This is a genomic window from Streptomyces sp. NPDC048258 (genome assembly GCF_043201995.1).
GTDB lineage: Bacteria > Actinomycetota > Actinomycetes > Streptomycetales > Streptomycetaceae > Streptomyces.
The window spans coordinates 31,999-53,654 of record NZ_JBICZH010000008.1; the positions used below are offsets into that span (position 1 = coordinate 31,999).

Annotated in this window: 20 protein-coding genes; 15 read left to right on the top strand and 5 right to left on the bottom strand. The window is 72.2% G+C overall.

The genetic code is table 11. The features are described 5' to 3' along the window. The first annotated feature begins 14 nt into the window (after positions 1-14). Entirely contained in the window at positions 15-929 is a 915-nt protein-coding gene (locus ACGFYQ_RS19475; protein WP_393745414.1) for a LysR substrate-binding domain-containing protein, read from the top strand. 53 nt (positions 930-982) lie between these two features. Here the strand turns inward: ACGFYQ_RS19475 and ACGFYQ_RS19480 are convergent, their stop codons facing one another. Continuing rightward, entirely contained in the window at positions 983-1,771 is a 789-nt protein-coding gene (locus ACGFYQ_RS19480; protein ID WP_393745416.1) for an MBL fold metallo-hydrolase, read from the bottom strand. Beyond that, on the bottom strand, positions 1,768-2,547 hold the full coding sequence (locus ACGFYQ_RS19485) for a DeoR/GlpR family DNA-binding transcription regulator (protein WP_393745418.1): 780 nt from the start codon (positions 2,545-2,547) through the stop codon (positions 1,768-1,770). Before ACGFYQ_RS19485 ends, ACGFYQ_RS19480 begins: the two co-directional genes overlap by 4 nt. Before the next feature lie 189 nt (positions 2,548-2,736). On the opposite strand from ACGFYQ_RS19485, the gene ACGFYQ_RS19490 reads away from it, so the two are divergent. The 6 genes from ACGFYQ_RS19490 (at position 2,737) to ACGFYQ_RS19515 (ending at position 7,329) form a co-directional block, all read left to right on the top strand. Further along, positions 2,737-3,639 (top strand): SIS domain-containing protein, encoded by a 903-nt coding sequence (locus ACGFYQ_RS19490; RefSeq protein WP_393745420.1) that lies wholly within the window; start codon positions 2,737-2,739, stop codon positions 3,637-3,639. Beyond that, the gene (locus ACGFYQ_RS19495) at positions 3,636-4,472 is read left to right on the top strand and encodes a ketose-bisphosphate aldolase (protein WP_393745422.1); all 837 of its coding nucleotides are present in this window, start codon (positions 3,636-3,638) and stop codon (positions 4,470-4,472) included. Before ACGFYQ_RS19490 ends, ACGFYQ_RS19495 begins: the two co-directional genes overlap by 4 nt. Before the next feature lie 17 nt (positions 4,473-4,489). Beyond that, complete coding sequence (locus ACGFYQ_RS19500) at positions 4,490-5,029, top strand: hypothetical protein (protein WP_393745424.1); 540 nt, start codon at positions 4,490-4,492, stop codon at positions 5,027-5,029. A gap of 139 nt (positions 5,030-5,168) precedes the next feature. After that, complete coding sequence (locus ACGFYQ_RS19505) at positions 5,169-5,534, top strand: hypothetical protein (RefSeq protein WP_393745426.1); 366 nt, start codon at positions 5,169-5,171, stop codon at positions 5,532-5,534. A gap of 133 nt (positions 5,535-5,667) precedes the next feature. Further along, the gene (locus tag ACGFYQ_RS19510) at positions 5,668-6,858 is read left to right on the top strand and encodes an acyl-CoA dehydrogenase family protein (RefSeq protein WP_393745428.1); all 1,191 of its coding nucleotides are present in this window, start codon (positions 5,668-5,670) and stop codon (positions 6,856-6,858) included. A 138-nt stretch (positions 6,859-6,996) separates the two neighbouring features. Then, a complete protein-coding gene (locus tag ACGFYQ_RS19515; RefSeq protein WP_393745430.1) occupies positions 6,997-7,329 on the top strand; it encodes a hypothetical protein in 333 nt (110 codons plus the stop codon). A 35-nt stretch (positions 7,330-7,364) separates the two neighbouring features. Here ACGFYQ_RS19515 and ACGFYQ_RS19520 read toward each other — a convergent pair whose 3' ends face one another. Beyond that, positions 7,365-7,913 carry a GNAT family N-acetyltransferase gene (locus ACGFYQ_RS19520; RefSeq protein WP_393745432.1) on the bottom strand — a complete coding sequence of 183 codons (549 nt, stop codon included), beginning with the start codon at positions 7,911-7,913 and terminating at the stop codon, positions 7,365-7,367. 127 nt (positions 7,914-8,040) lie between these two features. On the opposite strand from ACGFYQ_RS19520, the gene ACGFYQ_RS19525 reads away from it, so the two are divergent. From ACGFYQ_RS19525 to ACGFYQ_RS19550, 6 genes are all read left to right on the top strand, one after another. Then, positions 8,041-8,307 carry a hypothetical protein gene (locus tag ACGFYQ_RS19525; RefSeq protein ID WP_393745434.1) on the top strand — a complete coding sequence of 89 codons (267 nt, stop codon included), beginning with the start codon at positions 8,041-8,043 and terminating at the stop codon, positions 8,305-8,307. Further along, positions 8,277-10,697, top strand: a complete 2,421-nt coding sequence (locus tag ACGFYQ_RS19530) for an FxsB family cyclophane-forming radical SAM/SPASM peptide maturase (RefSeq protein ID WP_393745436.1) — start codon at positions 8,277-8,279, stop codon at positions 10,695-10,697. The genes ACGFYQ_RS19525 and ACGFYQ_RS19530 overlap by 31 nt, the downstream gene beginning before the upstream one ends. Further along, entirely contained in the window at positions 10,694-12,778 is a 2,085-nt protein-coding gene (locus ACGFYQ_RS19535) for an ATP-binding protein (RefSeq protein ID WP_393745438.1), read from the top strand. Before ACGFYQ_RS19530 ends, ACGFYQ_RS19535 begins: the two co-directional genes overlap by 4 nt. Positions 12,779-12,952: 174 nt before the next feature. Further along, on the top strand, positions 12,953-13,891 hold the full coding sequence (locus ACGFYQ_RS19540; protein ID WP_393745440.1) for an oxygenase MpaB family protein: 939 nt from the start codon (positions 12,953-12,955) through the stop codon (positions 13,889-13,891). Next, complete coding sequence (locus ACGFYQ_RS19545) at positions 13,873-15,957, top strand: tetratricopeptide repeat protein (protein ID WP_393745442.1); 2,085 nt, start codon at positions 13,873-13,875, stop codon at positions 15,955-15,957. The genes ACGFYQ_RS19540 and ACGFYQ_RS19545 overlap by 19 nt, the downstream gene beginning before the upstream one ends. Then, positions 15,954-17,561, top strand: coding sequence for a phytoene desaturase family protein (locus ACGFYQ_RS19550; protein WP_393745444.1), 1,608 nt, complete (start codon positions 15,954-15,956; stop codon positions 17,559-17,561). Before ACGFYQ_RS19545 ends, ACGFYQ_RS19550 begins: the two co-directional genes overlap by 4 nt. A gap of 19 nt (positions 17,562-17,580) precedes the next feature. On the opposite strand, the gene ACGFYQ_RS19555 is transcribed toward ACGFYQ_RS19550, so the two are convergent. Beyond that, positions 17,581-18,030 carry a nitroreductase family deazaflavin-dependent oxidoreductase gene (locus ACGFYQ_RS19555; RefSeq protein ID WP_393745446.1) on the bottom strand — a complete coding sequence of 150 codons (450 nt, stop codon included), beginning with the start codon at positions 18,028-18,030 and terminating at the stop codon, positions 17,581-17,583. 126 nt (positions 18,031-18,156) lie between these two features. Here ACGFYQ_RS19555 and ACGFYQ_RS19560 point away from each other — a divergent pair, with 126 nt between their 5' ends. Next, the gene (locus ACGFYQ_RS19560; protein ID WP_393745448.1) at positions 18,157-18,822 is read left to right on the top strand and encodes a TetR/AcrR family transcriptional regulator; all 666 of its coding nucleotides are present in this window, start codon (positions 18,157-18,159) and stop codon (positions 18,820-18,822) included. 9 nt (positions 18,823-18,831) lie between these two features. Next, positions 18,832-19,209, top strand: a complete 378-nt coding sequence (locus ACGFYQ_RS19565) for a VOC family protein (protein ID WP_393745450.1) — start codon at positions 18,832-18,834, stop codon at positions 19,207-19,209. A gap of 47 nt (positions 19,210-19,256) precedes the next feature. Here ACGFYQ_RS19565 and ACGFYQ_RS19570 read toward each other — a convergent pair whose 3' ends face one another. Beyond that, positions 19,257-21,563, bottom strand: a complete 2,307-nt coding sequence (locus ACGFYQ_RS19570; RefSeq protein WP_393745452.1) for a family 20 glycosylhydrolase — start codon at positions 21,561-21,563, stop codon at positions 19,257-19,259. Between the last annotated feature and the right edge of the window lie 93 nt (positions 21,564-21,656).

The window sequence follows — 21,656 nt, forward strand, 5'->3', positions numbered from 1 at the left end:
GAGACAATGGCGGGGTGATCGACCCCCGCCGGCTGCGCATCCTGCGGGCCGTGGCGGACCACCGTACGGTGACCGCCGCGGCCGCAGCCCTGTACCTCACCCCCTCGGCCGTCTCCCAGCAGCTCGCGGCGCTGGAACAGGAGACGGGCCACGCGCTGCTCACCCGCAGCGGCAGGGGTGTACGGCTCACGGCGGCCGGTGAGATCCTGCTCGGCCACGCCCACGAGGTGCTGGCGCAGCTGGAGCGCGCGGAGGCCGAACTCGCGGCGTACGCAGGCGGCTCGGCCGGCGAGGTCACGGTGGCCGCCTTCGCCACCGGAATCGCCGAGGTACTGGCTCCGGCCATCGCCCGGCTCGCGCTGGACCACCCGGGGATCCGGCTGCGGGTCCGGGACGCGGAGGGCGACCAGAGCCTGCCGCTGCTGCTCGACGGCGAGGCCGATGTCGCCCTGGCGGTCGAGTACCGGGGCGGGCCGGGCGCGGACGACGCCCGGCTGTCGGTCCTGCCGCTGTACGCGGAGCCCTTCGACGCGGTGCTGCCCTCGGGGCACCCGCTCGCCGACCTGCCCGCGGTGTCGCTGGCGGACCTGTCCGAATCGGACTGGGTGGGCCAGTACCCCGGCAATCCGTGCCACGACGTGACGCTGCTGGCGTGCGAACTGGCCGGGTTCCAGCCCCGGTTCGTCCACTCCTCGGACGACTTCCGGGCGGTGACGGCGCTGGTGGGCGCGGGGGCCGGGGTGGCCCTCGTACCGCGCTCGGCGCTGCGGGGCATGGACCTCAAGGAGGTCCAGGTCCGTCCGGTGGCCGGCCCGGCCGCCACCCGGCGGGTCTTCGCCGCGACCCGCCGCGGCGGCGAGACCCACCCGCTCATCGCCCCCGTCCTGGCCGCCCTGGTCCGGGAGTCGGAGCGGCTGCCGGCGCACTGAACGGCGGCGCCTGAACGGCGGCGCCCGGAGCCCGGGCGCCGGATCCTGCCCGGTCAGCCGACCGGGAAGACGGCACCGGGCGCGGCGTGGCCGACGGGCCCGCCGTAGTGCGCGGAGGCGCGGGCCACCGCCTCCTCCGGGGTGAGGCCGCGGCCCACGTGGGTGACGACCAGCCGTCCGGCGCGCGCGGCCGCCGCCGTCCGCCCGGCCTCCTCGGGCGTGTGGTGTAGGTGTTCGGCTTCGTCCGGTGCCGGGCGCCGCGCGCTCTCGGCCTCGCAGAGCAGTACGTCGCACCCCTCGGCGAGGGCCGTCAGCGCGGGGCAGGGCGCCGTGTCCCCGGAGTAGACCAACGCGTGACCGCCGGCCTCGACGCGCACGGCGAAGGCGGGCATGCCGTGGGCCACCGCCCGGCTGGTGAGGGTGAGCGCCCCGATCCGCGCCCGGTGTCCGTCGGACAGCTCGTGCACGGCGAAGGCGGACTCGACCGGACTGCGCGCCGCACCGTTGGTGAGGAACCCGGCCAGCCGGTCGGCGATGCCGGGAGGGCCGAACAGCGGCAGCGGAGCCGCACGTTCGACGTCGGCGAAGAGCAGGCCGTAGTACGCCGTGAGCAGGTCGGCGCTGTGGTCGGCGTGCAGGTGCGAGATCCAGACCGCGTCCAGCTCGCCCAGCCCGACGTACCGCTGCAGCGGCCCCAGCGTCCCGCTGCCGGCGTCCATCCAGATCCGCGTGCCGCCGCCGGACACCAGGTAGCCGGAACAGGGGTTGTCCGCACTCGGATACGGCGTGGCGCTGCCGAGGACGGTGAAGCGGAGGGGATCGACGCCCGTCGTGTCGTTCATACCCGCATGACCTCCACGCCCGCCGCCGCGAATTCCTCGGCGACCTCGGCCGTCAGGCCCGTGTCCGTCACCAGGACGTCCACCGACGAGGTCGCACAGATACGGGCGAAGGCGCGCACGCCCAGTTTGCTGGAGTCGGCCGCGATCACCACCCGGCGGGCCCGCTCGCACAGCAGGCGGTTCACCGAGGCCTCGTCCTCGTGCCGGGTCGCCGCCCCGTCCGCCGGATCGAAGCCGTCGACGCCGAGCACCGCCGTGTCCACCGCGAGCTGCCCGAGCACCTGCTCGGCGAGGGGGCCCGTCAGCTCGTACGACTGCGGGCGGGCCACCCCGCCGGTCAGCACGATCTTGAACTGCGGCCGGATCACCAACTCGCCCGCGATGTTGAGGGCGTTGGTCACCACCGTCAGCGCGGGGGAGCCGGAGGCCAGGTCCGGGCGCCCGGCCAGGGCCCGCGCCACCTCGGTGGTCGTGGTGCCGCCCGTCAGGCCGATCACCTCGCCCGGGGTGACCAGGGCGGCCACGGCCTCGCTGATGCGGCGCTTCTCGGCGGCGCGGCGCGAGGTGCGGTAGCGCAGGGGGAGTTCGTAACTGACCCCGTGCAGCACCGCCCCACCGCGCGTGCGGACCAGCAACTGCTGCTCGGCGAGCTGGTCCAGGTCGCGGCGGATGGTCGCGGCGGACACGCCGAGGGCCTCGGCGGCCGGTTCCACCTCCAGCTCGCCCCGCTCCACCAGCAGGTCCAGCAGCGTCTGCCAGCGCTCCTTGCGGGTCATCGGCCGCCCCCTTCGGTGTTCCCGCAGCGTGCCTGCGGTGTTCTGCCGTCTTCTGCCGTGTTCTCCATTGGCCTACCCGCCGACATTAACTCAGGCGATCCGTCCATAGATGCTTGAAGTTGCGCGAAACCGCCAGCTACCTTGCAGGAACACGCATTCAGACCCGTTCTGCCGCACGAGGGAGCCTGCATGAGTCACGTCGCGCACGAGTTGGGCACGCAGCCCGAATGCTGGGAGCGGGCCGCGGAACTGGCGCCGGCCCGGCGGGCGATGCTGCCGCAGCCGGGGGAGCGTACCGCGATCGTCGGGTGCGGGACCTCGTACTACATGGCTCAGGCGGCCGCCGTGTTGCGCGAGGAGGCCGGTCAGGGGGAGACCGACGCCTTCCCCGCCTCGGAGTTCCCGCGCCACCGCCGGTACGACCGGGTCGTCGCCCTCACCCGGTCCGGGACCACCACCGAGGTGCTGGACCTGCTGGCCGGGCTGCGGGACGCGGGCGTGCCCACGACCGCCGTCATCGGTGATCCGGCCACCCCGGTGATGACCCTCGCCGACGAGCTCGTCGTCCTCGACTTCGCCGACGAGCGGTCCGTCGTCCAGACCCGCTTCGCGACCACCGCCCTCACCCTGCTGCGCGCCCATGAGGGGCTGCACACCGCGAGCGTGGTCGCAGATGCCCGCACGGCGCTGGCCGAGCCGCTGCCCGCCGAGCTTGCGAGCCGGGGGCAGTTCACCTTCCTGGGGCGTGGCTGGAGCGTCGGACTCGCGAACGAGGCCGCGCTGAAGATGCGCGAGGCCTCCCTGTCCTGGGCCGAGTCCTACCCGGCGATGGAGTACCGGCACGGGCCCATCAGCGTCTCCGGCCCCGGCACCGTCACCTGGTCGCTCGACGAGGCCCCCGACGGGCTCGCCGAGCAGGTGCGCGGCACCGGCGCCCAGTGGGTGGCCGGGCGGCTCGACCCGCTCGCCGAGCTGGTCCGGGTGCACCGACTGGCCCTCGCCGTCGCCGCCCACCAGCAGCTGGATCCGGACACGCCGCGCCACCTCACCCGCTCGGTGATCCTCACCACCGGAGAGGAGGCGGTCCGATGAGCCTGGTCCCCGCCGGCACGCTCGTACGGGAGGCGGCCGGCGCGGGCCGCGCCGTCGCCGCCTTCAACATCATCACCCTGGAGCACGCCGAGGCCGTCGTCGCCGGGGCGGAGGCGGCCGGACTGCCGGTCATCCTCCAACTCAGCGAGAACGCCGTGAAGTTCCGCGGCGGGCAACTGCTGCCCATCTCCCGCGCGGCCGCCGCCTGCGCCGAGGCGGCGGGGGTGCCGGTCGGCCTGCACCTCGACCACGTCAAGAGCGCGGAGCTGCTGCGCCAGGCCGGCGACGCGGGATTCGGCTCGGTGATGTACGACGCCGCGCACCTCCCGTACGCCGAGAACCTGGAGGCGACCCGTTCCGCCGCGGACTGGGCGCACGTCAACGGGCTGTGGATCGAAGCCGAGCTGGGCGAGGTCGGCGGCAAGAACGGCGCCGCCCCGCTGGACCCGCACGCGCCCGGCGCCCGTACCGACCCGGACGAGGCACGCAGGTTCGTCGCCGACTCCGGGGTCGACGCGCTGGCCGTCGCGATCGGCAGCAGCCACGCCATGACCAGCCGGACCGCCTCCCTGGACCACGCGCTGCTGGCGCGGCTGGCCAAGACGGTGGACGTACCGCTCGTCCTGCACGGCTCCTCCGGGCTGCCGGACACGGAGCTCGCGGCGGCCGTCGCTGGCGGCATCCGCAAGGTCAACATCGGGACCGCGCTGAACGTGGCGATGACCGAGGCCATCCGCACCCACCTCACCGAGGCGGATCCGAGGCCCTATCTGACGGCCGCCCGCACGGCGATGGCGGCGACGGCCGCGGCTATGATCAGCGCCCTGAACTGACGGGCACCGGGGGGACCATGGAAGCGCAGCGGGGCCGCACCGACCGGCGCGGACTCCTCAGGCTGCTCGGCGGCTCCGCGCTCCTGCTGACCGGGGCGGCGGCCGGCGGGTACGTCCTGTGGCCCGAGGGGCCGCCGCCGGATCCGGAGCGGGTCCGGACCGACACCGAGCCGCTGCGCGCCAGGTTCGCCTCCTTCGGCGAGATGACCGACGCGCACTGGCTCGGCTACGACATCAACAAGGGCGCCTACGACGACCGCTCGATCCCGGGACCGGAATCCCGGATCCGCGTCGTCGGCCTGGCCCGTCTGCCGCAGGGGCGGGCGATGGAGGCGATACGCCGCCCCCGCCCGGTCCCCTTCTCCGTCGGCGGTCTGTCGGACATCCCCGACCCGCTCCGGAAGTTCGTCCCGGCGGGCGCCGTCTGGCAGAACAGCCCGGACCACGACCTGGAGATCAACACCGCGCCGTCGTCAGCCGACCACGTGGAGGGGCACTACTTCCTCGACGCGGCGCGCGACCTGGTCTGGTTCGACGCCGTCTTCCTGTACGCCTGACGGCCGGGATCCAGACGAGCTTCCCTGGTCAACAAGGCAGGAAACCCCCCCTTTCCGGTAGGCCGGAAGAACCGTTTGGTCACGACAGGTGACCCTTAACGTGATTCTCGTCGCCCTCCGTAACCCCGAAAGGGACCCCATGCGTCTCCTGCGCCTCCCGCCTCTCCGCAACGCCGCGCTCGCCGCCGCCGGCGCCCTCACTCTCCTCGTCGCGGTCCCGGGCTCCGCCCACGCCGCGAGCGGCCAGTTCTCGTACTCCTACATCGGACTGGACGGCCAGGAGCAGCGCGCCGCCCTCGTCGACCCGGAGAGCCGTGCGTGCATCACCATCCCCGAGGCCGCGGACCCGGGGGCCTCCGAGCCGGCCTTCTCGCCGCGCAACCGCACCGACTCCTCCGCGACGGTCTTCACCGAGCCCGACTGCACGGGGGACTACTTCACCCTGCGCCCGTACACGGGCTACGGCTCGTCCCGCCTGAAGCTGCGCTCGGTGGTCTTCTCCTGACCCTGCACACCCCGCCGCACCCCGACCGTGCCGAAAGGCCGCCCGTCCGACCCTTCCGGATTCTTGTAACAGGTTCTAGTCTGCCCTGCGCCACCACAGCGACCGGCTGGACCGCGAGAATCCCGGAGGGGCCGTGCACCTCGAATACACGCCCGAGCAGCAGCAGTTGCGCACCGAGCTGCGCGCCTACTTCGCCCAGCTGATCCCCGAGGACGTCTACGCCCGCTACGAGGACCCGGCCGCGCAGAAGCGGTTCTACCGGGAGACCATCCGCCGGCTCGGCGCCGACGGCTGGCTCGGGGTCGGCTGGCCGAAGGAGTACGGCGGCCGCGGGATGTCCCCGATGGACCAGTTCATCTTCTTCGACGAGGCCGCGCAGGCCGTCGTGCCGCTGCCCCTGATGGCCCTCAACACCGTCGGCCCCACGATCATGCAGTTCGGCACCGACGAGCAGAAGTCCTACTTCCTCCCCCGCATCCTCTCCGGCGAGATCGACTTCGCCATCGGCTACAGCGAGCCCGACGCCGGCACCGACCTCGCCGCGCTCAAGTGCAAGGCCGTCCGCGAGGGCGACGAGGAGACCGGCACCTACGTCGTCAACGGGCAGAAGATCTGGACCACCAACGGCGACACCGCCGACTGGGTCTGGCTCGCCGTCCGCACCGACCCGGACGCCCCCGCGCACAAGGGCATCACCATGCTCCTCGTCCCGACCTCCGACCCCGGCTACTCCTGCACCCTCATCAACACCCTGGCCTCGCACGACACCACCGCCAGCTACTACGAGAACATCCGCGTCCCCGCCACCCGCCGCGTCGGCCAGGAGAACAAGGGCTGGCGCCTGATCACCAACCAGCTCAACCACGAGCGCGTCACCCTCGCCGCCCACGGCACCATGGCCATCCGCGCCCTGCACGACGTCCAGCGCTGGGCCGCCGCGACGAAACTCGCCGACGGCCGCCGCGTCATCGACCTCTCCTGGGTCCGCGGCCGCCTCGCCCGCACCCACGCCCGGCTCGACGCGATGAAGCTGCTCAACTGGCAGATGGTGAACGCCGTCCAGTCCGGCACCCTCACCCCTCAGGACGCCTCCGCGGTCAAGGTCTACGGCTCCGAGGCGCGCCGGGACGCGTACGCCTGGCTCATGGAGGTCGTCGGCGCGGCCGGCTCCCTGAAGGACGGCTCCGCCGGGGCGGTCCTGCACGGCGAGCTCGAACGCGGCTACCGCAGCGCCGTCATCTTCACCTTCGGCGGCGGCAACAACGAGATCCAGCGCGAGATCATCTCCTGGATCGGCCTCGGCATGCCCCGCGTCCGCCGATGACCCCGCCGGCCGTCGGCCCCTGTGGCGCCCCGGCGAAGCCGGGCCGCCACAGGGGGAGTTCGCGCGGTACAGGCCCTCTGGCTTCCTTCGGGCCTCAGCCTCATGATGGACGGGCCACCCTCACCGTGGAGGACTCGAATGGACCCTCTGTCCCTTGCCATCGCCGCAGCCCTCGCCGCCGGTGTCGCCACCGGAGCGGGTGAGTCCGCCGGGGCCGCCCTTCCGGCCCTTCTGCGGAGGATCAGGGAGCGCTTCGCCGGGCGTCCGGTCGACACTTCGCCCGATATGGAGTCCCGGGAACAGCTCGCGGCCGCCCTGGACGAGGAGTTCGCGCGCGACCCCGCGTTCCGGGAGGAGTGCCAGGCTCTGTGGAGCCAGGCGACGAACGGTGGCGCCGCCAACTCGTTCCAAGGTCAGGCCAAGAACGTCGTCATGACCCGCGACATCCATGGCGGGTTCACGATCCAATGAAGCGCGCTCGCCCCGCTCCTCGGCGCGCGGCGGAGTCACCGCGGCGGAACCGGGGGAAGCTCCATCTCCGCCGTGATGGCCCAGCGTTCGTGGTCGCGCCAGACTCCGTCGATCTTGATGAAGCCGGGTGAGACACCCTCCTTCCGGAACCCGAGCCGCCGGACAAGGTTCAGCGAGGCGGTGTTGCCCGGCTGGATGTCGGCCTCCACACGGTGGAGGCCCAACCGGTCGAAGGCGTAGCGCACCGCGAGCGCGACGCCCTCGGACATGTAGCCCCGGCCCGCGTAGGGCAGGAACGCGGCGTAACCGAGCACGCCCCGGTGGTAGGGCTCGCGGACGATGCCGTTGATGTTGACCGTTCCGACCAGGTCGTCCCCGTCGTTGAGGCAGACCACCATGCCGACAGCGGCCGTTCCGTCGGTTCTCGCCACGTAGGCCGAGAATCCACTCGATGTGCGCGGTATTCCGACCCATGGGTGATGGAGGTCGGCACTCATTCGCGCCAGTTCGAGGAATCGTTCCTCGTCTTCCGCCGCGACCGTCCGGAGAGTTACTTGCGACCCCTGCGTCGATACGGTATTCATCGGCCCCAGTGTACGCGGATGGGGAGCAGAAATATCGGCAAAGTCTGTGAACGCACATAGCCCGGTGCTAATCTGATGCCCTGCACCCTTCGTGGATCACGCCTTCCGCTGTGATAGAAAGGTGATCATGAGCGATATGGACCCCGCCGGGCGCTCCCTCCCCGACATCGGGAATCTCACTCTCGCCAGCCTAGCCTCCGATTCGGCCGTCACGGCTGCTGAATTCCGTGAGATGATCTTCCACCCCGACCTGCCCGACCGGACGGCAGCCTTCAATTCTGAAATCGGTGGCGATTCGCACATCGTCCATCCCGATGTGCCCGAGCGGATGGCAGCCTTCCAATCTGAAATCGGCGGCGATGAGTGCCTCGTGCCATCGACCAATTCGTCCTGAAGGTACACGGCGGCTGCAACCTGGCCTGTGACCACTGCTACGTCTACGAGCACGCAGATCAGAGCTGGCGCGACAAACCACGGACGATGAGTCCGGAAGTGGTGACGCAAGCGGCGGCGCGTATCGCGGAGCACGGTCGTATTCATCAGCTGTCCGTGGTGCGCATCAGCCTCCACGGCGGAGAACCCCTCCTTCTCGGAGCGAAACGCCTGCGGGAGATCGCCAGAACGCTGCGAGACGTCATCCGTGGTGAATTCGGGCTGGGCCTTCAGGTGCAGACCAACGGCGTGCTGCTCAACGAAAGATTCTGCAGGCTGTTCGACGAACTCGGCATCCAGGTCGGAGTGTCACTCGACGGTGACCGGTCGGCCAATGATCGTCACCGTCGATATGCGAGCGGCCGCAGCAGTCATGCCGGGGTCCTCCGGGGACTTGAGCTGCTGAGGCGGTCCGAATTCCGTCATCTCTATGGCGGGATCCTGTGCACCGTGGATCTGGAGAACGACCCGATCGCGGTGTACGAAGCATTACTGGCGGAGTCGCCACCCCGCATGGACTTCCTGTTCCCCCACGCGACCTGGGATAATCCGCCGCTGCGGCACGGAGAATCACCGGCGCCCTATGCCGCCTGGCTGGGCCGCATCCACTCCCGCTGGCTCGCCGACGGGGCGCCGGTTCCGATCCGGCTGTTCGACGCCCTGACGGCCGCGTCCCGGGGCGAACCCAGCGGAAGTGAAGCGGTAGGGCTCCGACCGGTCACCCTCGCCGTGGTGGACACCGACGGCTCGTGGGAACAGGCCGATTCCCTGAAGACCGCTTATGCGGGCGCACCCGCCACCGGCATGTCCGTCTTCACCCACAGCCTGGACAGCCTCATGTCCCACCCCGGCATCGCCGCGCGGAACGAGCGTCATGCGGAACTCAGCGCGACGTGCATGGCCTGCCCCGTCGTGCGGACGTGCGGTGGCGGTCTCTACGCCCACCGCTACAGCTCCGCGGGCGGCTTCGACAACCCTTCGGTGTACTGCGCGGATCTCCTGGTCCTGGCGACCGAGGTGCCGGCGGCGCAGTCGGGGCACGCGGCCGCCGGTTCCCGCCCGGGTGGCCGGCAGCGCGTCACCGACCACCTGCCGGACGGCGCGTTCGACGCGTTCGCCGCAGGGGCGGGGACAGTAGAAGGCGTCCATGCGCTCCAGGACATGCAACTCGCCCTGACGAAGGCGCTGATAGCTGGCACAGCCGGTCGGCCGGTCGGCCGGTCGCCCCTGGGGGACGCGGCCTCCGAAGGCTGGGACCTGCTCATCGAGTTGGAGAACCGTCATCCGGCCGAGACCCGGGACGTCCTGCGCCACCCCTTCGTGCAGGCGTGGGCGGACCGCTGCCGGCGTCCCGTCGCAGCAGCCGAGGCTGAACGGGACAGAGCGCACATCGCAGGCGTCGCGGCTGCCGTCGCCCGGCAGGCGGGTATGGACGTGAGTCTGCCGTTACCGGTGAGAGCCGGGCTGGTCCATCTGCCGGGCGCGGGCGCGTTACGGGTCTGGGGCGACGGGCCCACCGCCGTCGTCTCGCTCGCGGGTGGCCACCCGGCAGGTGGTCGGCCGATCGTGATCAGACGGCTGACCGCGACCTCGCTCCCCGTCGCCGTCGAGGACCTCGACCCCTACCGCGCCGAAGAGGACCGGCCCGCTCTCGGTCGCCTCTCCGCACCCGAGTGGGATACCTGGCGGACCGCGCTGGCCGGCGCGGGAAGCGAACTCTGGCGGCTGGTCCCCTCCTACGCCGCGACACTGAGGGCGGGACTGCGTGCGGTCGTCCCCCTCCGGGACGCGGTGACGGAGCACGGCGTCGGCTTCCGCGCTTCGAGGCGGGCGTTCGGGGGCGTCGGCCTGGGCCTGCGACGGGGGCCTGAGGGCAGGATCGTCGGGGACCCGGCCGCTGCCCTGCTGTGCGAGTTCCAGCACACCAAGCTGGCCGCACTGCTGGACGCGTACGCCTTCTTCGCGGCGGCGGACGCCGCCTCGGTGTCGGTACCGTGGTGGCGTGAGCCGTTGCCGGCCCGGCAGGCCCTCCACCATCTCTACGCACACGTGGCCCTCGCGGAGCTGTGGTGCGCGCGTTCCACCGGGATACCGCGCCCGGCCGCTCCGGAGCAGCGCGAGGAAGCCGCGGCAGCGTTCCGACGGTTCCTGGACCGGGCAGACATCACCGTGGACGCCTTGGCGGCCCAGGTGCCGATGGAACCGGCGGGCGTCCGCTTCACGGCCGGCCTGCGGGCCACCGTCGACCGGCTGTCCGCCGAGGGCCGCCCGGGGATACGGCGCGATCCGGCCGGCCGGCCAGGTACGGGCGTGACACGTACGAGGAGCCGGACCCGGAGAGAAGGCCCATGACCACAGACGGCAGCACCAACACCTTCGCCGGACAGGCCACGAACGTCGTGCTGGCGGGGAACATCAACGGCGGCGTGAACAGTGGGCAGCGCGCATTGCCGGTACCGAGGCAGCTGCCCCGGGCCGCGACCCACTTCACGGACCGCACCGACGTTCTCCACAGGCTGGACGAGCTGGCCGCGGCCGGGAACGGCATCGCCGTGATCTCCGGCCCGGCCGGGGTGGGGAAGAGCGGCCTCGCCGTGTACTGGGCCCACGAGCGCCAAGCCGCCTTCCCCGACGGCCAGTTGTACGTCAACCTCTGCGGTTACGACCAACGGGCCCCCCTGCGGCCCGAGGACGTACTCCACGGCTTTCTGCACGCCCTGAACGCGTCGGCCGACGGGGTCGTGCATGATCTGGACGCCATGGCGGCGCTGTTCCGCTCGCTGGTCCACGGGAAACGCCTGCTGGTCGTGGCGGACAACGCGCGGAGTGCGGACCAGGTACGGCCGCTGCTTCCGTCGTCACCGGGCTGCTTCACGCTCGTCACCAGCAGGAACCGCCTGGGCAGTCTGACCGCGGTGGACGGGGCCACGCCCCTGCCCGTGAGGCCGTTCGACATTCCCGAGGCGGTTCAGCTGGTGGAGCACCTCTCGGGTCACCGGGACACGCGGGCCGCCACTCAACTCGTGGTCCGCTGCGGCGGCATGCCGCTCTTCATCAGGATCGTGGCTGAAAGAGCGAGCACTGCCCCCTCTCTGAGCGGGCCGGTCGCAGACCTCGCGCGTGACAGTGACCGACTCGACGCACTCTCCACACTGGATGATGGGATGGATGCTCGTATGGTGCTCTCGTGGTCCTACCAGGGACTGCCCGCGACGATGGCCCGGGCCTTCCGGTTGCTCGCCCTCCACCCCGGTCCCGACTTCTCCGTTCCGGCGGCCGCCGCGCTGATCGGCCGCCCCGAGAACGAGACCCGCCGCGTCCTCGAGAAGCTGGACGCCCTCAACATGCTCGAGGAGATGGGAGGAGGACGGTACCGGTACCACGACCTGCTCCGGGACTACGCGCGGGAGCGCGTGGAGGAGGAGGAGACGCCGTCGGAGCGACTGAGTGCGCTGCGCCGGGAGTTGTCGTACTACCTTCGGAGGGTGGACGCCTGCGACCGTGTTCTGGCCCCTGAGCGGCAGCACGTGCCGCTGGACCCCGACACGGACCAGGAACCCGTGCTGTTCTCGGGCCCCGACGACGCCCTCGCGTGGTGCGATTCCGAACTCCCGAGTCTCGTCCGAGCCGTCCATCAGGCCGTCGAACTCGGCCTCGACGACATGGCATGGAAACTACCGGTGGCGCTGGTCTACTTCTTGCGCCTGCAGAGGCGCGACACGTACCGGTTCGAACTGTCCACGATCGCGGTCGACGCGGCCCGCCGGGAGGGCGACCGGTGGGCCGAGGCCTGGAGTCTGATCTGCGTCGGCGGCGCGGAGTCCGACCTGGAGCGCCACGAGGACGCGCTCGGGCATTTCACGGAAGCGCTACGGATCAGCCGGGAGATCCAGGACCGCCACTGGGAGGCCACCTGCATCTACAACGTGGCCTGGACATTGCGCCTGCTGGGCCGCTACGCCGAAGCGCTGGAACAGCAGCGCCAGGCACTGGAGATCCACCAGGAGTGTGATCAGCAGCGCAGCGTGGCGATCACCCTGACCGAGATCGGTGCGCTGGAACTCGACCTGGGCAGGCCGGACCAGGCGTACACCGAGTTCGAGCGGGCTCTCGCCGGAGCGCGGGCGACGGCCGATCTGCCCACGGAGGGCAAGGCGTTGCACGGGCTCGGCGACGTGTGCCGCACAGCCGGACGGACGAGCGAGGCGATCGAGTGGTACCGACAGGCCGTCGACGTATGCCAACGCGTCGGCGACCGCTTCGTACAGGCCTGCTCGCTGCTCGAACTGGGCAAGCAACTCGCCGTAGCCGGCCGTCCCGCCGAGGCGGGCCAGGCGCTGGCCCAAGCAGTGGTGATCTTCGAGGCCCTCAAGGACCCGCTGGTGGAGGACGCACGGCGCTGTCTCGCGGACCTCGGCGGTGAGGCGGACTGAGCACGGCATGCGGCGCCCGGCCGGTCGCGTCGGATGCCGCCTTCGCCCGGCGGCCCGGCCCCTGGGGATCACTCGCGCCCCTGGCCGCCGTGCCGACCGCCTCGTACCCTGGAGCCGCCGGGCGCTCCCCCGGCCACCGCTGGGAGGTGCCCCCGGCGACAGGGAGGTACGGGGATGGGAAACACCGTGGCCGTACCCGACCCGGGGCTGTACGGGCCGGCCTCCGTCACCTGGCAGTGCCACGGCGACCCGGTGATGTGGATCGCCGGCGTCCGCGCGCTCTACCTCCAGGCCCTGCACCCGCGCGCCGTCCGCGGGGTCATGGAGAACTCCGACTTCCGCAAGGACGCCTGGGGGCGGCTCCTGCGCACCGCCGACTTCGTCGGGACGATCACCTACGGCACCACCGAGGCCGCCGAGCGGGCCGGCGCCCGCGTACGCAAGATCCACCGGGTGCTGTCCGCCACCGACCCGGACACCGGCGAGCGCTTCCCCGTCGACGACCCCGCACTCCTGCTCTGGATCCACTGCGCGCAGATCGACAGCTTCCTGCACGTCCTGCTCCGCTCCGGCGTCCCCCTCACCCCCGCCCAGGCCGACCGCTACGTCGACGAGAACCGGGTGAACGCCCGCCTCGTCGGCCTCGACCCGGCCGCCGTCCCCGCCGACACCGCCCAGCTGGCCGCGTACTTCGAGGAGATCCGTCCCGAGCTCGCCGCCGGTCCCGACGCCCACGCGGTGGACGACTTCCTGCGCGGCCCACCCGTCCACCCGCTCCTCGTACCTGGCCGAAATCTGCTGTGGCGCCCGCTCGCCGACCTCGCCTACGGCTCCCTCCCCGCGTGGGCAATCCAGCTGTACGGGCGGCCCGCACCGGCCCCACGCGAGGTCACCCGGCGCCTGCGCCTCACGGGACGCGTCCTGCGCAGCATTCCCGCAGGTCTGCGCTGGCAGCTGCCTCCAGGTCACATCTTGAAAGCGATGCGCCGCATGGGCCCCGGGAGCCGCCCCTCGACGTACACACTGCGTACATCAGCGGCCATACTGGACCGGCCGGGGAGGGCGTGGCACGACAACGGGGGCGACTTCAAGACATGGCGGAGTCCAGACTGATCCAGGGGCGGTACCGATCGCTCGATCTGATCGGTCGCGGCGGCATGGGCGAAGTGTGGCGCGCCCGGGACGAGTCGCTGGGCCGGCAGGTCGCCGTGAAATGCCTCAAACCGCTCGGACCTGAGCAGGACGCCCACTTCACCCAGGTGCTGCGCGAGCGGTTCCGCCGCGAGGCCCGGGTCGCCGCGTCCCTCCAGCACCGGGGCGTCACCGTCGTCCACGACTTCGGCGACGACAGCGCCGCCGGCGGGCCCCTCTACCTCGTCATGGAACTCCTCGAAGGCCGCAACCTCAGCCAGCTCCTGGAGGACAACGAGACCCGCCCGCTGCCCGTGGACGTGGTCGTCGACATCGCCGAACAGATGGCCGCCGCCCTCGGCTACACCCACGACCAGGGCGTCGTACACCGGGACCTGAAGCCCGCCAACATCATGCGGCTCACCGACGGCACGGTGAAGATCTGCGACTTCGGCATCGCCCGCCTCGCCCACGACATCGGCTTCACCGCCAAGCTCACCGGCGGCGGCGTGGCCATGGGCACCCCGCACTACATGTCGCCCGAGCAGATCGCGGGCGGCGAGGTCGACCACCGCAGCGACCTCTACTCCCTCGGCTGCGTCCTGTACGAGATCGCCACCGGCGCCCCGCCCTTCGACCTCGGCGACTCCTGGTCCGTGCTCGTCGGCCACCGTGACAACGCGCCCGTCCCGCCCCGCGAGCACCGCCCCGAGCTGCCGGAGTACTTCGAGCAGGCCGTCCTGGACCTCCTCGCCAAGCGCCCCGAGGACCGCCCCGGCGACGCCCGCCACCTGCACCGGAGGCTCGTCGAGGCACGCGTCGGCCCGGGCGGACTGCCCGGCGCCCAGGCTCCCCTCCCGGCATGGGCCGACGGAATGACCGCCGGACGCAAGGCGGGGATCGAGGCGCGTCCCGCGAGCGGCGCATGGGCCGTGCTCACCGGTTCCTGGACGGCGCGGCACAGCGGCGAGCAGCCGCTCGGCGCCATCGGTGGCCGGCAGCGGATCGTCCGTCCCGCGCCCGCCGAGGACCCGCGGCTCACCGCCCCGTACGGGGTTCCGCGCGTCCCCGGCCCGCGCGAGACCGGCCCCGACGCCCTCGCCGCCGGGCACACGCGCGCCTTCGCCCTCAGCCGGGCCGGCCGGCCCGAGGCGGCCCTCGCCGTGTACGAGGCCGTGGCCGACGGACGGGCGCAGGTACTCGGCCCGGACCACGCCGACACCCTCGCGGCGCGCCAGGAAGCCGCGTACGAACTGGGCCGGCTCGGACGCCACGCGGAGGCGTACGGCATCTACCGCGCGGTGCTCGTCGCCCGCGAGCGCACCATGGGCGCCCGCCACCCCGACACCCTGCGCTGCCGCCACAACCTGGCCTGTGCCCTGGGGGCGCTCGGCCGGTTCGCGGAGGCCCACGCGACCGCCGCCGAGGTCGCCGCCGACCGGGCGGCCGTCCTGGGCGCCGAGCACGCGGACACCCTGCTGACCCGCTACGAGGCGGCGTACGCGCTCGGCCGCCTGGACCGCTGGCAGGAGGCCCTGGCCGGCTTCCGTCAGGTCGCCGCCGTACGGGAGCGGGTGCTCGGCCGCGACCACCCCGACACCCTGGCCGCGCGCTACGAGGTCGGCATCGCGCTCGGCCGCACCGGGAGCGCCGCCCAGGCCCTCGACCTGTTCCGCGCCCTGGTCCGCGACCGCACCCGCGCGTACGGGGCCGCCGACCCGGAGACGCTCCGCGCCCGGCACGTCCTCGGCGTCAACCTGGGCCGCCTGGACCGCTGGGAGGAGGCGGTCGCCGAGGCACGGCAGGTGGGCGCCGCACGCGCCGAGGTGCTCGGCGCCGAGCACCCGGACACCCTGGTCAGCCGCCGCGAACTCGCCGTCGGACTCGGCCGCCTGGACCGCTGGGAGGAGGCGCTGCCCATCTACCGCGAGCTGTCCGGCATCCGCGAGCGGTCCCTGGGCGACGAGCATCCCGACACCGCCCTGGCCCACGCCGACGAGGCCCACTGTCTGGAGCGACTCGGCCAGGTGTGCTACCAAGAGCCATGACAGCCATGCCAGACATGCGGGGCTCCAGCGGTTTCGGACACGACGTCTATGACGATGTGATCGTGGGCGGCGGGCACAACGGGCTGGTGGCCGCCGCGTACCTGGCCCGGGCGGGCCGGTCCGTGCTGGTCCTGGAAAGGCTCGGGCACACCGGCGGGGCGGCCATCTCCAGCCGCCCCTTCGCGGGCGTCGACGCCCGCCTCTCGCGCTACTCGTACCTCGTCTCCCTGTTCCCCGCGAAGATCGTGCGCGATCTGGGGCTGCGCTTCGAGGTCCGCAAGCGCACCGTCTCCTCGTACACGCCCGTCCTGCGCGACGGGCGCCCCGGCGGGCTCCTCGTCGGCGGTGGCGAGGCGCGCACCAGGGAGTCCTTCGCGCGGCTGACCGGCTCGGAGCGGGAGTACGAGAGCTGGCGCGCCTTCTACGGCACCACGGCCCGGGTCGCCGGGAAGGTCTTCCCGACCCTGACCGAGCCGCTGCCCACCCGCGAGGCGCTGCGCGCCCGGATCGACGACGAGGCGGCCTGGCGGATGCTGTTCGAGGAGCCCCTCGGGCAGGCGGTGGAACGGCACTTCGCCGACGACCTGGTCCGGGGCGTGGTCCTGACCGACGGGCTGATCGGCACCTTCGCGGACGCGCACGACCCCTCGCTCGCGCAGAACCGCTGCTTCCTCTACCACGTCATCGGCGGCGGGACCGGGGACTGGGACGTGCCCGTCGGCGGCATGGGCGCGCTCACGGACGCCCTGGCCGGGGCCGCGAGGGCGGCCGGGGCGGAGATCGCCACCGGCCACGAGGTGCTGCGGATCGACACGGACGGCATCGCGCCGGCCGAGGTGGTGTTCCGTACGGCGACCGGCGAAGGGCGGGTCGTCGGCCGCACGGTCCTGGTCAACGCCTCGCCGCGGGCGCTGGCGGAACTCCTCGGCGAGGCATCCGCACAGCCGGCCGAGCCGGCCCCCGAGGGGGCCCAGCTCAAGGTCAACATGCTGCTGCGGCGGCTGCCCCGGCTGCGGGACACCGCGGTCGACCCGCGCGAGGCCTTCGGCGGCACCTTCCACATCGCCGAGGGCTACGAGGAGCTCGCCAGGGCCTACGCGGAGGCCGCGGCCGGGGAACTGCCCTCCGTACCGCCCTCGGAGATCTACTGTCACTCGCTGACCGACCCGACGATCCTCGGGCCGGAGCTGGTGGAGCAGGGCTACCAGACGCTCACCCTGTTCGGCCTGCACACCCCGGCCCGGCTGTTCGGACACGACAACCGGCAGGCGCGCGAGGTACTGCTGACCGCCACCCTCGCGCAGCTCGACGCGCACCTGGCCGAACCGCTCACCGACTGCCTCGCCTTCGACGCCGACGGCCGGCCGTGCATCGAGGCGAAGACCCCGCTGGACCTGGAACGCGACCTGCGCCTGCCCGGCGGCCACATCTTCCACCGGGACCTGTCCTGGCCGTACGGCGCCGCGGACACGGAGACCGGCGGCAGGTGGGGCGTGGGGACCGCCCACCGCAACGTACTGCTGTGCGGTGCGGGGGCGGTGCGCGGCGGCGGCGTCAGCGGGGTCCCCGGCCACAACGCGGCGATGGCGGTGCTGGGGCACTGACCTCCCGCTAGCGGACGGGTCAGGTCACCGGTTCGATGACCACGATCGGGATCTCGCGGTCCGTCTTGGCCTGGTACTCGTCGTACGAGGGCCAGTGCCGGAGCATCAGCGGCCAGTACGCGGCGCGTTCCTCGGCGGTCGCGGTGCGGGCCGTGCCCTGGAGGGTCCGCGGGCCGACCTGGATGCGCACCTCGGGGTGCTCGGACAGGTTCCGGTACCACAGCGGGTGTGCCGGGTCGCCGCCCTTGGAGGCGACGAGGAGGTAACGGCCCTTGTCCTCGCCGTAGATGAGGGGCGTCCGCACCGGGTTGCCGGAGACCCTGCCCACCGTGGTGAGCAGCAGGGTCTGGGTACCGTTCCAGAACTGGCCCTCTGCCCCCTTCGAGGCCACGTACTGCTTGACGTGGTCGAGCTGCCAGCTGCCGGGCCTCGGGTCGGTCGGGTTGTCCCAGTCGATCTCGGTCGTCATGGAGTTCTGCCTGCCTTCGTGTTGAACGGTCAACAACCTCAGCAACGAATTCCAACGCTCACGGGCACGGTGTTATGCCGCGCGGGGGGTGGGCGTGACTTCACTCTACAGCTGTAGAGTGAAGTCATGCCCACCCCTGAGCGCGGAACCGAGCGCGGCGCCGACCGCAGAACCCTCATCGCGGACACCGCGATCGGCCTGGTCGCCGCGGGCGGCCTGCGGGCCCTGACCCACAGGGCGGTCGACGGCGCGGCGGGATTGCCGACGGGCAGCACCTCGTACTACTTCCGTACGCGGACGGCGCTCATCGGCGCCTGCTACCAGCGACTGGCCGAACTGGATCTCGGCGACGTGGACGCGGACGTGGCCGGCGGTGGGACCGGGACCGGGGGCGGGGCCGGGGCCGGGGCCGGGGCCGGGTCGCAGCGACCGCTGCCGGACCGGGACGCGGCCGCGGCGGCGCTCGCCGCGCTGCTGCACCGCTGGCTGACGGCGGGACGCGAACGCCAGCTGGCGCGGTTCGAACTGAGCCTGGAGGCGGCCCGCAACCCCGCACTGGAGACGGACTTCCACCAGGCGGGCCAGGGGGCGCGGGCCCGGGCGGCGGGGATCCTCGCCGCACTCGGTGCGGAGCGGCCCGAGGAGGCGGCAGAACTGCTGGTGGCCTGGACCGACGGCCTCCTCTACGACCGCCTGGCCGGCGCCCTGGCCCGCTCCCGCCCGGCCCCGGACCTCTCCGAACTGACCTCCGCCACCCGCCGCATGATCGACGCGGCGCTCTCCACTTCCTAGGATCAGGCCATGATCGCTGAACTGCAGTGCGTGGTCCTGGACTGTCCCGAGCCGCAGCGGCTGGCCGGGTTCTACCGGTCGGTGCTGGGCGGAACCGTCGACCAGCCGGACCGGCGGTGGTCGGTCGACGGGGACTGGACGACGCTCCACACCCCGTCAGGCCTGGTCCTCGCCTTCCAGCGCGCGCCGGACCACCAGCCCCCGCGGTGGCCGGACCCCGTCCGGCCGCAGCAGTTCCACCTGGACTTCGGTGTCCCGGACCTGGACCGCGCGCAGGAGCAGGTGCTCGCGCACGGCGCGACCCTGCTGGACGAGGGCCCGGCCGACCGGGGCTGGCGCGTCTACGCCGACCCGGCAGGCCATCCCTTCTGCATGGTCCGTCACTAGTAGTGCTGTGACCGGCACGCCTTGCCGGTCACAGCACCTGGCCGTGGCTACGCGATCTGCCACTGCTGATGGGCCGAGCCGTCGGCCGGCTGCTGGGTGACCAGGGCTCCGTCCGTGCCGGAGGCCGTGGTCAGCAGGAGGGCGCTCTTCTTGTTGGTCACCGAGTAGCCGCCGGCGCCGAGTGCGGTGATCTTCCAGTGCTGGCTGTCGCCGCCGGTACACGTCGCCTGGACCACGGCCGCGCCGGCGGCGGTCGAGCCGCCGGAGACGTCCGCGCACAGCCTGGACGCGCCGTTGACCAGGGTGTGGCTGCCGTCGCCGTTGAGGGTCAGCTGCCACTGCTGGTTGGGCCCGCCGTGCGGGGTCCAGGTGATCAACTGGGTGCCGGACGTGCTGGAGCTCGCCGGGTCGTCGAGTGCCTTGCCGCCCGAGGTGAGGGTACGTGTGCCGCCCAGCTGGGCTCCGTACACCTCGAACTCGTACAGCGAGTAGCCGTACGCGGTGCCCCGCTGGGTGCCGTACACGCGGATGTACCGGCCGGATCCGGTCAGTCCGGTCAGGTCCTGGACCCCGCCGGTACCGGTGGTCGTGGAATGGACGGTGCGCCAGGTGGCGGCGTCGTCGGAGAGCTGGATCTGGAAGGACTTTCCGTACGCCGCCTCCCAGCGCAGCACGACGCGGCCGACGCTCCGGGTGCTGCCGAGGTCGACCTGGAGCCACTGCGGGTCGCTGTAGGCGCTGGACCAGCGGGTGGCGGGGTCGCCGTCGGTGGCCGACGCCGCAGGGAAGTTCGCCGTCTCGGTGCTGGAGGCGGTGGTCGGACGGCCCAGGGCGAGGTTGCCCGGCTGGGCGGGGCCGGGCCAGGCGGGGTTGTGCCCGACGGCCGCGACGAGGGGGGTGAACGCGGCGTACGTCGCCGCGGGCTTCGGCGATCCCCAGGTCTGCTGGGCCAGTGCGCGCAGCGGGTACATGATGCCGGCGGCTATCTGTTCCTCGGTCTCGGCGGTGGGGCTGTCGCACCAGACGTGGATCACCGAGCCGGGGTTCTTCGCGGGGTCGGACAGGGTGTTGCCGCCCTCGAACCGGTCCGGGGTCCAGGTCTCGTACATCCACTTGGTGTCGGGCTTCGCGCCGCCGAGCACGTAATAGGTGGGGGTCCAGGACTCGTTGGCCACGACGTGCCCGGCGTCGGCCAGCTGCTGGGGGGTGAGGCCGTAGGTGTACCAGTACTCGACGATGATGCCGGGGTGGGGGCGGAGGGTCCCGTCGCCGGACTTGATGCCGTCGTTCCACATGCGGGTGGTCTTGCCGCCGGCCCGCACCAGGTCGTCGGCCCAGTTGACGAACCCGTAGTAGGTGTCCTTGGCGGTCGCGTTCGCGCCGTAGTGGGCGCGGGCGTAGCTGAGCAGCTGGGGGTACTTGCCGTAGTCGGTGACGTATTCGTCAGCGCCGATGTGCCAGTACGGGGCCGGGAACAGCGGCAGGTACTCGCCCACCAGGTCCTTGATCAGTGTGTACGCGCCGGGGAGCGAGAGGTCGATGAAGTCGTTGCTGACGGCGCCGGAGCTGCTCTTGAGCTTGAGTTCGGGGTGCGCGGCCAGGATCGCGTTCATGTGCCCGGGGGTGTCTATCTCCGGGACGATGGTGACGTGGTACTTGCGGCCGAGCTCGACCAGGTCGGCGATGTCCTGCTTGGAGTAGTGCTCGGCGGAGACGATCTCCGGGTGCGTGGAGCTCTCCAGACGGAATCCGAACGTGTCCGACAGGTGGAAGTGGAAGTAGTTGAGCTTGAGGTACGCCAGCTCCTTGATGTGCTGCTTGAGCCAGTCGACGGTGAAGAACTTGCGCCCCTGGTCGACCATGAGCCCGCGCTCGGCCTTGGCGGGCCAGTCCACCGCCGTGCCGGCCGGCACCGAGGCGGACTGGTGCAGGAGCTGGAGGACGCTGCGGGTGCCGTAGAACACGCCGGCGTCGGTCCCGGCCTGGATGGTGAGTGATCCTGCGACCGTCATCCGGTAGCCCTCGGCGGGCAGGGAGCCGCCGCCGAGGCCGAGGCCGATGTCACCGGCGGCCGGGCTCCCGGTGGCGACGGCCACGCTGCGCCCGGTCAGCGCTTGCAGGTCCTGCGCGAACGTGGCTGCCTCGTCGGCGAGTTGGGCGGTGTTGGCGGGGTCGACGACGATGCGGGTGGCGTCGGTGAAGGTGTAGGTACCGGTGCCGGCCGTCCATTGACGCAGGGCCGGTATGGTCTGCGGCGGCCCGGCGGCCGCCTGGGCGGGGCCGGCGCCGACGCCGGGTATCGCCAGTGCGAACACCGCGCACGCGGTGGCGATCAGCAATCTGAGCAGACGCATGGCTGCCTCCAGCCGGGTATGGCCGAGCGGAGCGTGTGGGGTGCACCAGTGCAGCGCAGCGCCGGGTTCATGTCAATAGGTGCTCGAAACCGG

Excerpts from the sequence above, each read along its gene's own strand:
- ACGFYQ_RS19505 (WP_393745426.1), top strand. The coding sequence starts at position 5,169 with ATGCGTCTCCTGCGCCTCCCGCCTCTCCGCAACGCCGCGCTCGCCGCC.
- ACGFYQ_RS19495 (WP_393745422.1), top strand. The coding sequence starts at position 3,636 with ATGAGCCTGGTCCCCGCCGGCACGCTCGTACGGGAGGCGGCCGGCGCG.
- ACGFYQ_RS19500 (WP_393745424.1), top strand. The coding sequence starts at position 4,490 with ATGGAAGCGCAGCGGGGCCGCACCGACCGGCGCGGACTCCTCAGGCTG.
- ACGFYQ_RS19520 (WP_393745432.1), bottom strand. The coding sequence starts at position 7,913 with ATGAATACCGTATCGACGCAGGGGTCGCAAGTAACTCTCCGGACGGTC.
- ACGFYQ_RS19570 (WP_393745452.1), bottom strand. The coding sequence starts at position 21,563 with ATGCGTCTGCTCAGATTGCTGATCGCCACCGCGTGCGCGGTGTTCGCA.
- ACGFYQ_RS19525 (WP_393745434.1), top strand. The coding sequence starts at position 8,041 with ATGAGCGATATGGACCCCGCCGGGCGCTCCCTCCCCGACATCGGGAAT.
- ACGFYQ_RS19515 (WP_393745430.1), top strand. The coding sequence starts at position 6,997 with ATGGACCCTCTGTCCCTTGCCATCGCCGCAGCCCTCGCCGCCGGTGTC.
- ACGFYQ_RS19555 (WP_393745446.1), bottom strand. The coding sequence starts at position 18,030 with ATGACGACCGAGATCGACTGGGACAACCCGACCGACCCGAGGCCCGGC.
- ACGFYQ_RS19485 (WP_393745418.1), bottom strand. The coding sequence starts at position 2,547 with ATGACCCGCAAGGAGCGCTGGCAGACGCTGCTGGACCTGCTGGTGGAG.
- ACGFYQ_RS19565 (WP_393745450.1), top strand. The coding sequence starts at position 18,832 with ATGATCGCTGAACTGCAGTGCGTGGTCCTGGACTGTCCCGAGCCGCAG.
- ACGFYQ_RS19545 (WP_393745442.1), top strand. The coding sequence starts at position 13,873 with ATGGCGGAGTCCAGACTGATCCAGGGGCGGTACCGATCGCTCGATCTG.
- ACGFYQ_RS19490 (WP_393745420.1), top strand. The coding sequence starts at position 2,737 with ATGAGTCACGTCGCGCACGAGTTGGGCACGCAGCCCGAATGCTGGGAG.
- ACGFYQ_RS19560 (WP_393745448.1), top strand. The coding sequence starts at position 18,157 with ATGCCCACCCCTGAGCGCGGAACCGAGCGCGGCGCCGACCGCAGAACC.
- ACGFYQ_RS19540 (WP_393745440.1), top strand. The coding sequence starts at position 12,953 with ATGGGAAACACCGTGGCCGTACCCGACCCGGGGCTGTACGGGCCGGCC.
- ACGFYQ_RS19480 (WP_393745416.1), bottom strand. The coding sequence starts at position 1,771 with ATGAACGACACGACGGGCGTCGATCCCCTCCGCTTCACCGTCCTCGGC.
- ACGFYQ_RS19535 (WP_393745438.1), top strand. The coding sequence starts at position 10,694 with ATGACCACAGACGGCAGCACCAACACCTTCGCCGGACAGGCCACGAAC.
- ACGFYQ_RS19550 (WP_393745444.1), top strand. The coding sequence starts at position 15,954 with ATGACAGCCATGCCAGACATGCGGGGCTCCAGCGGTTTCGGACACGAC.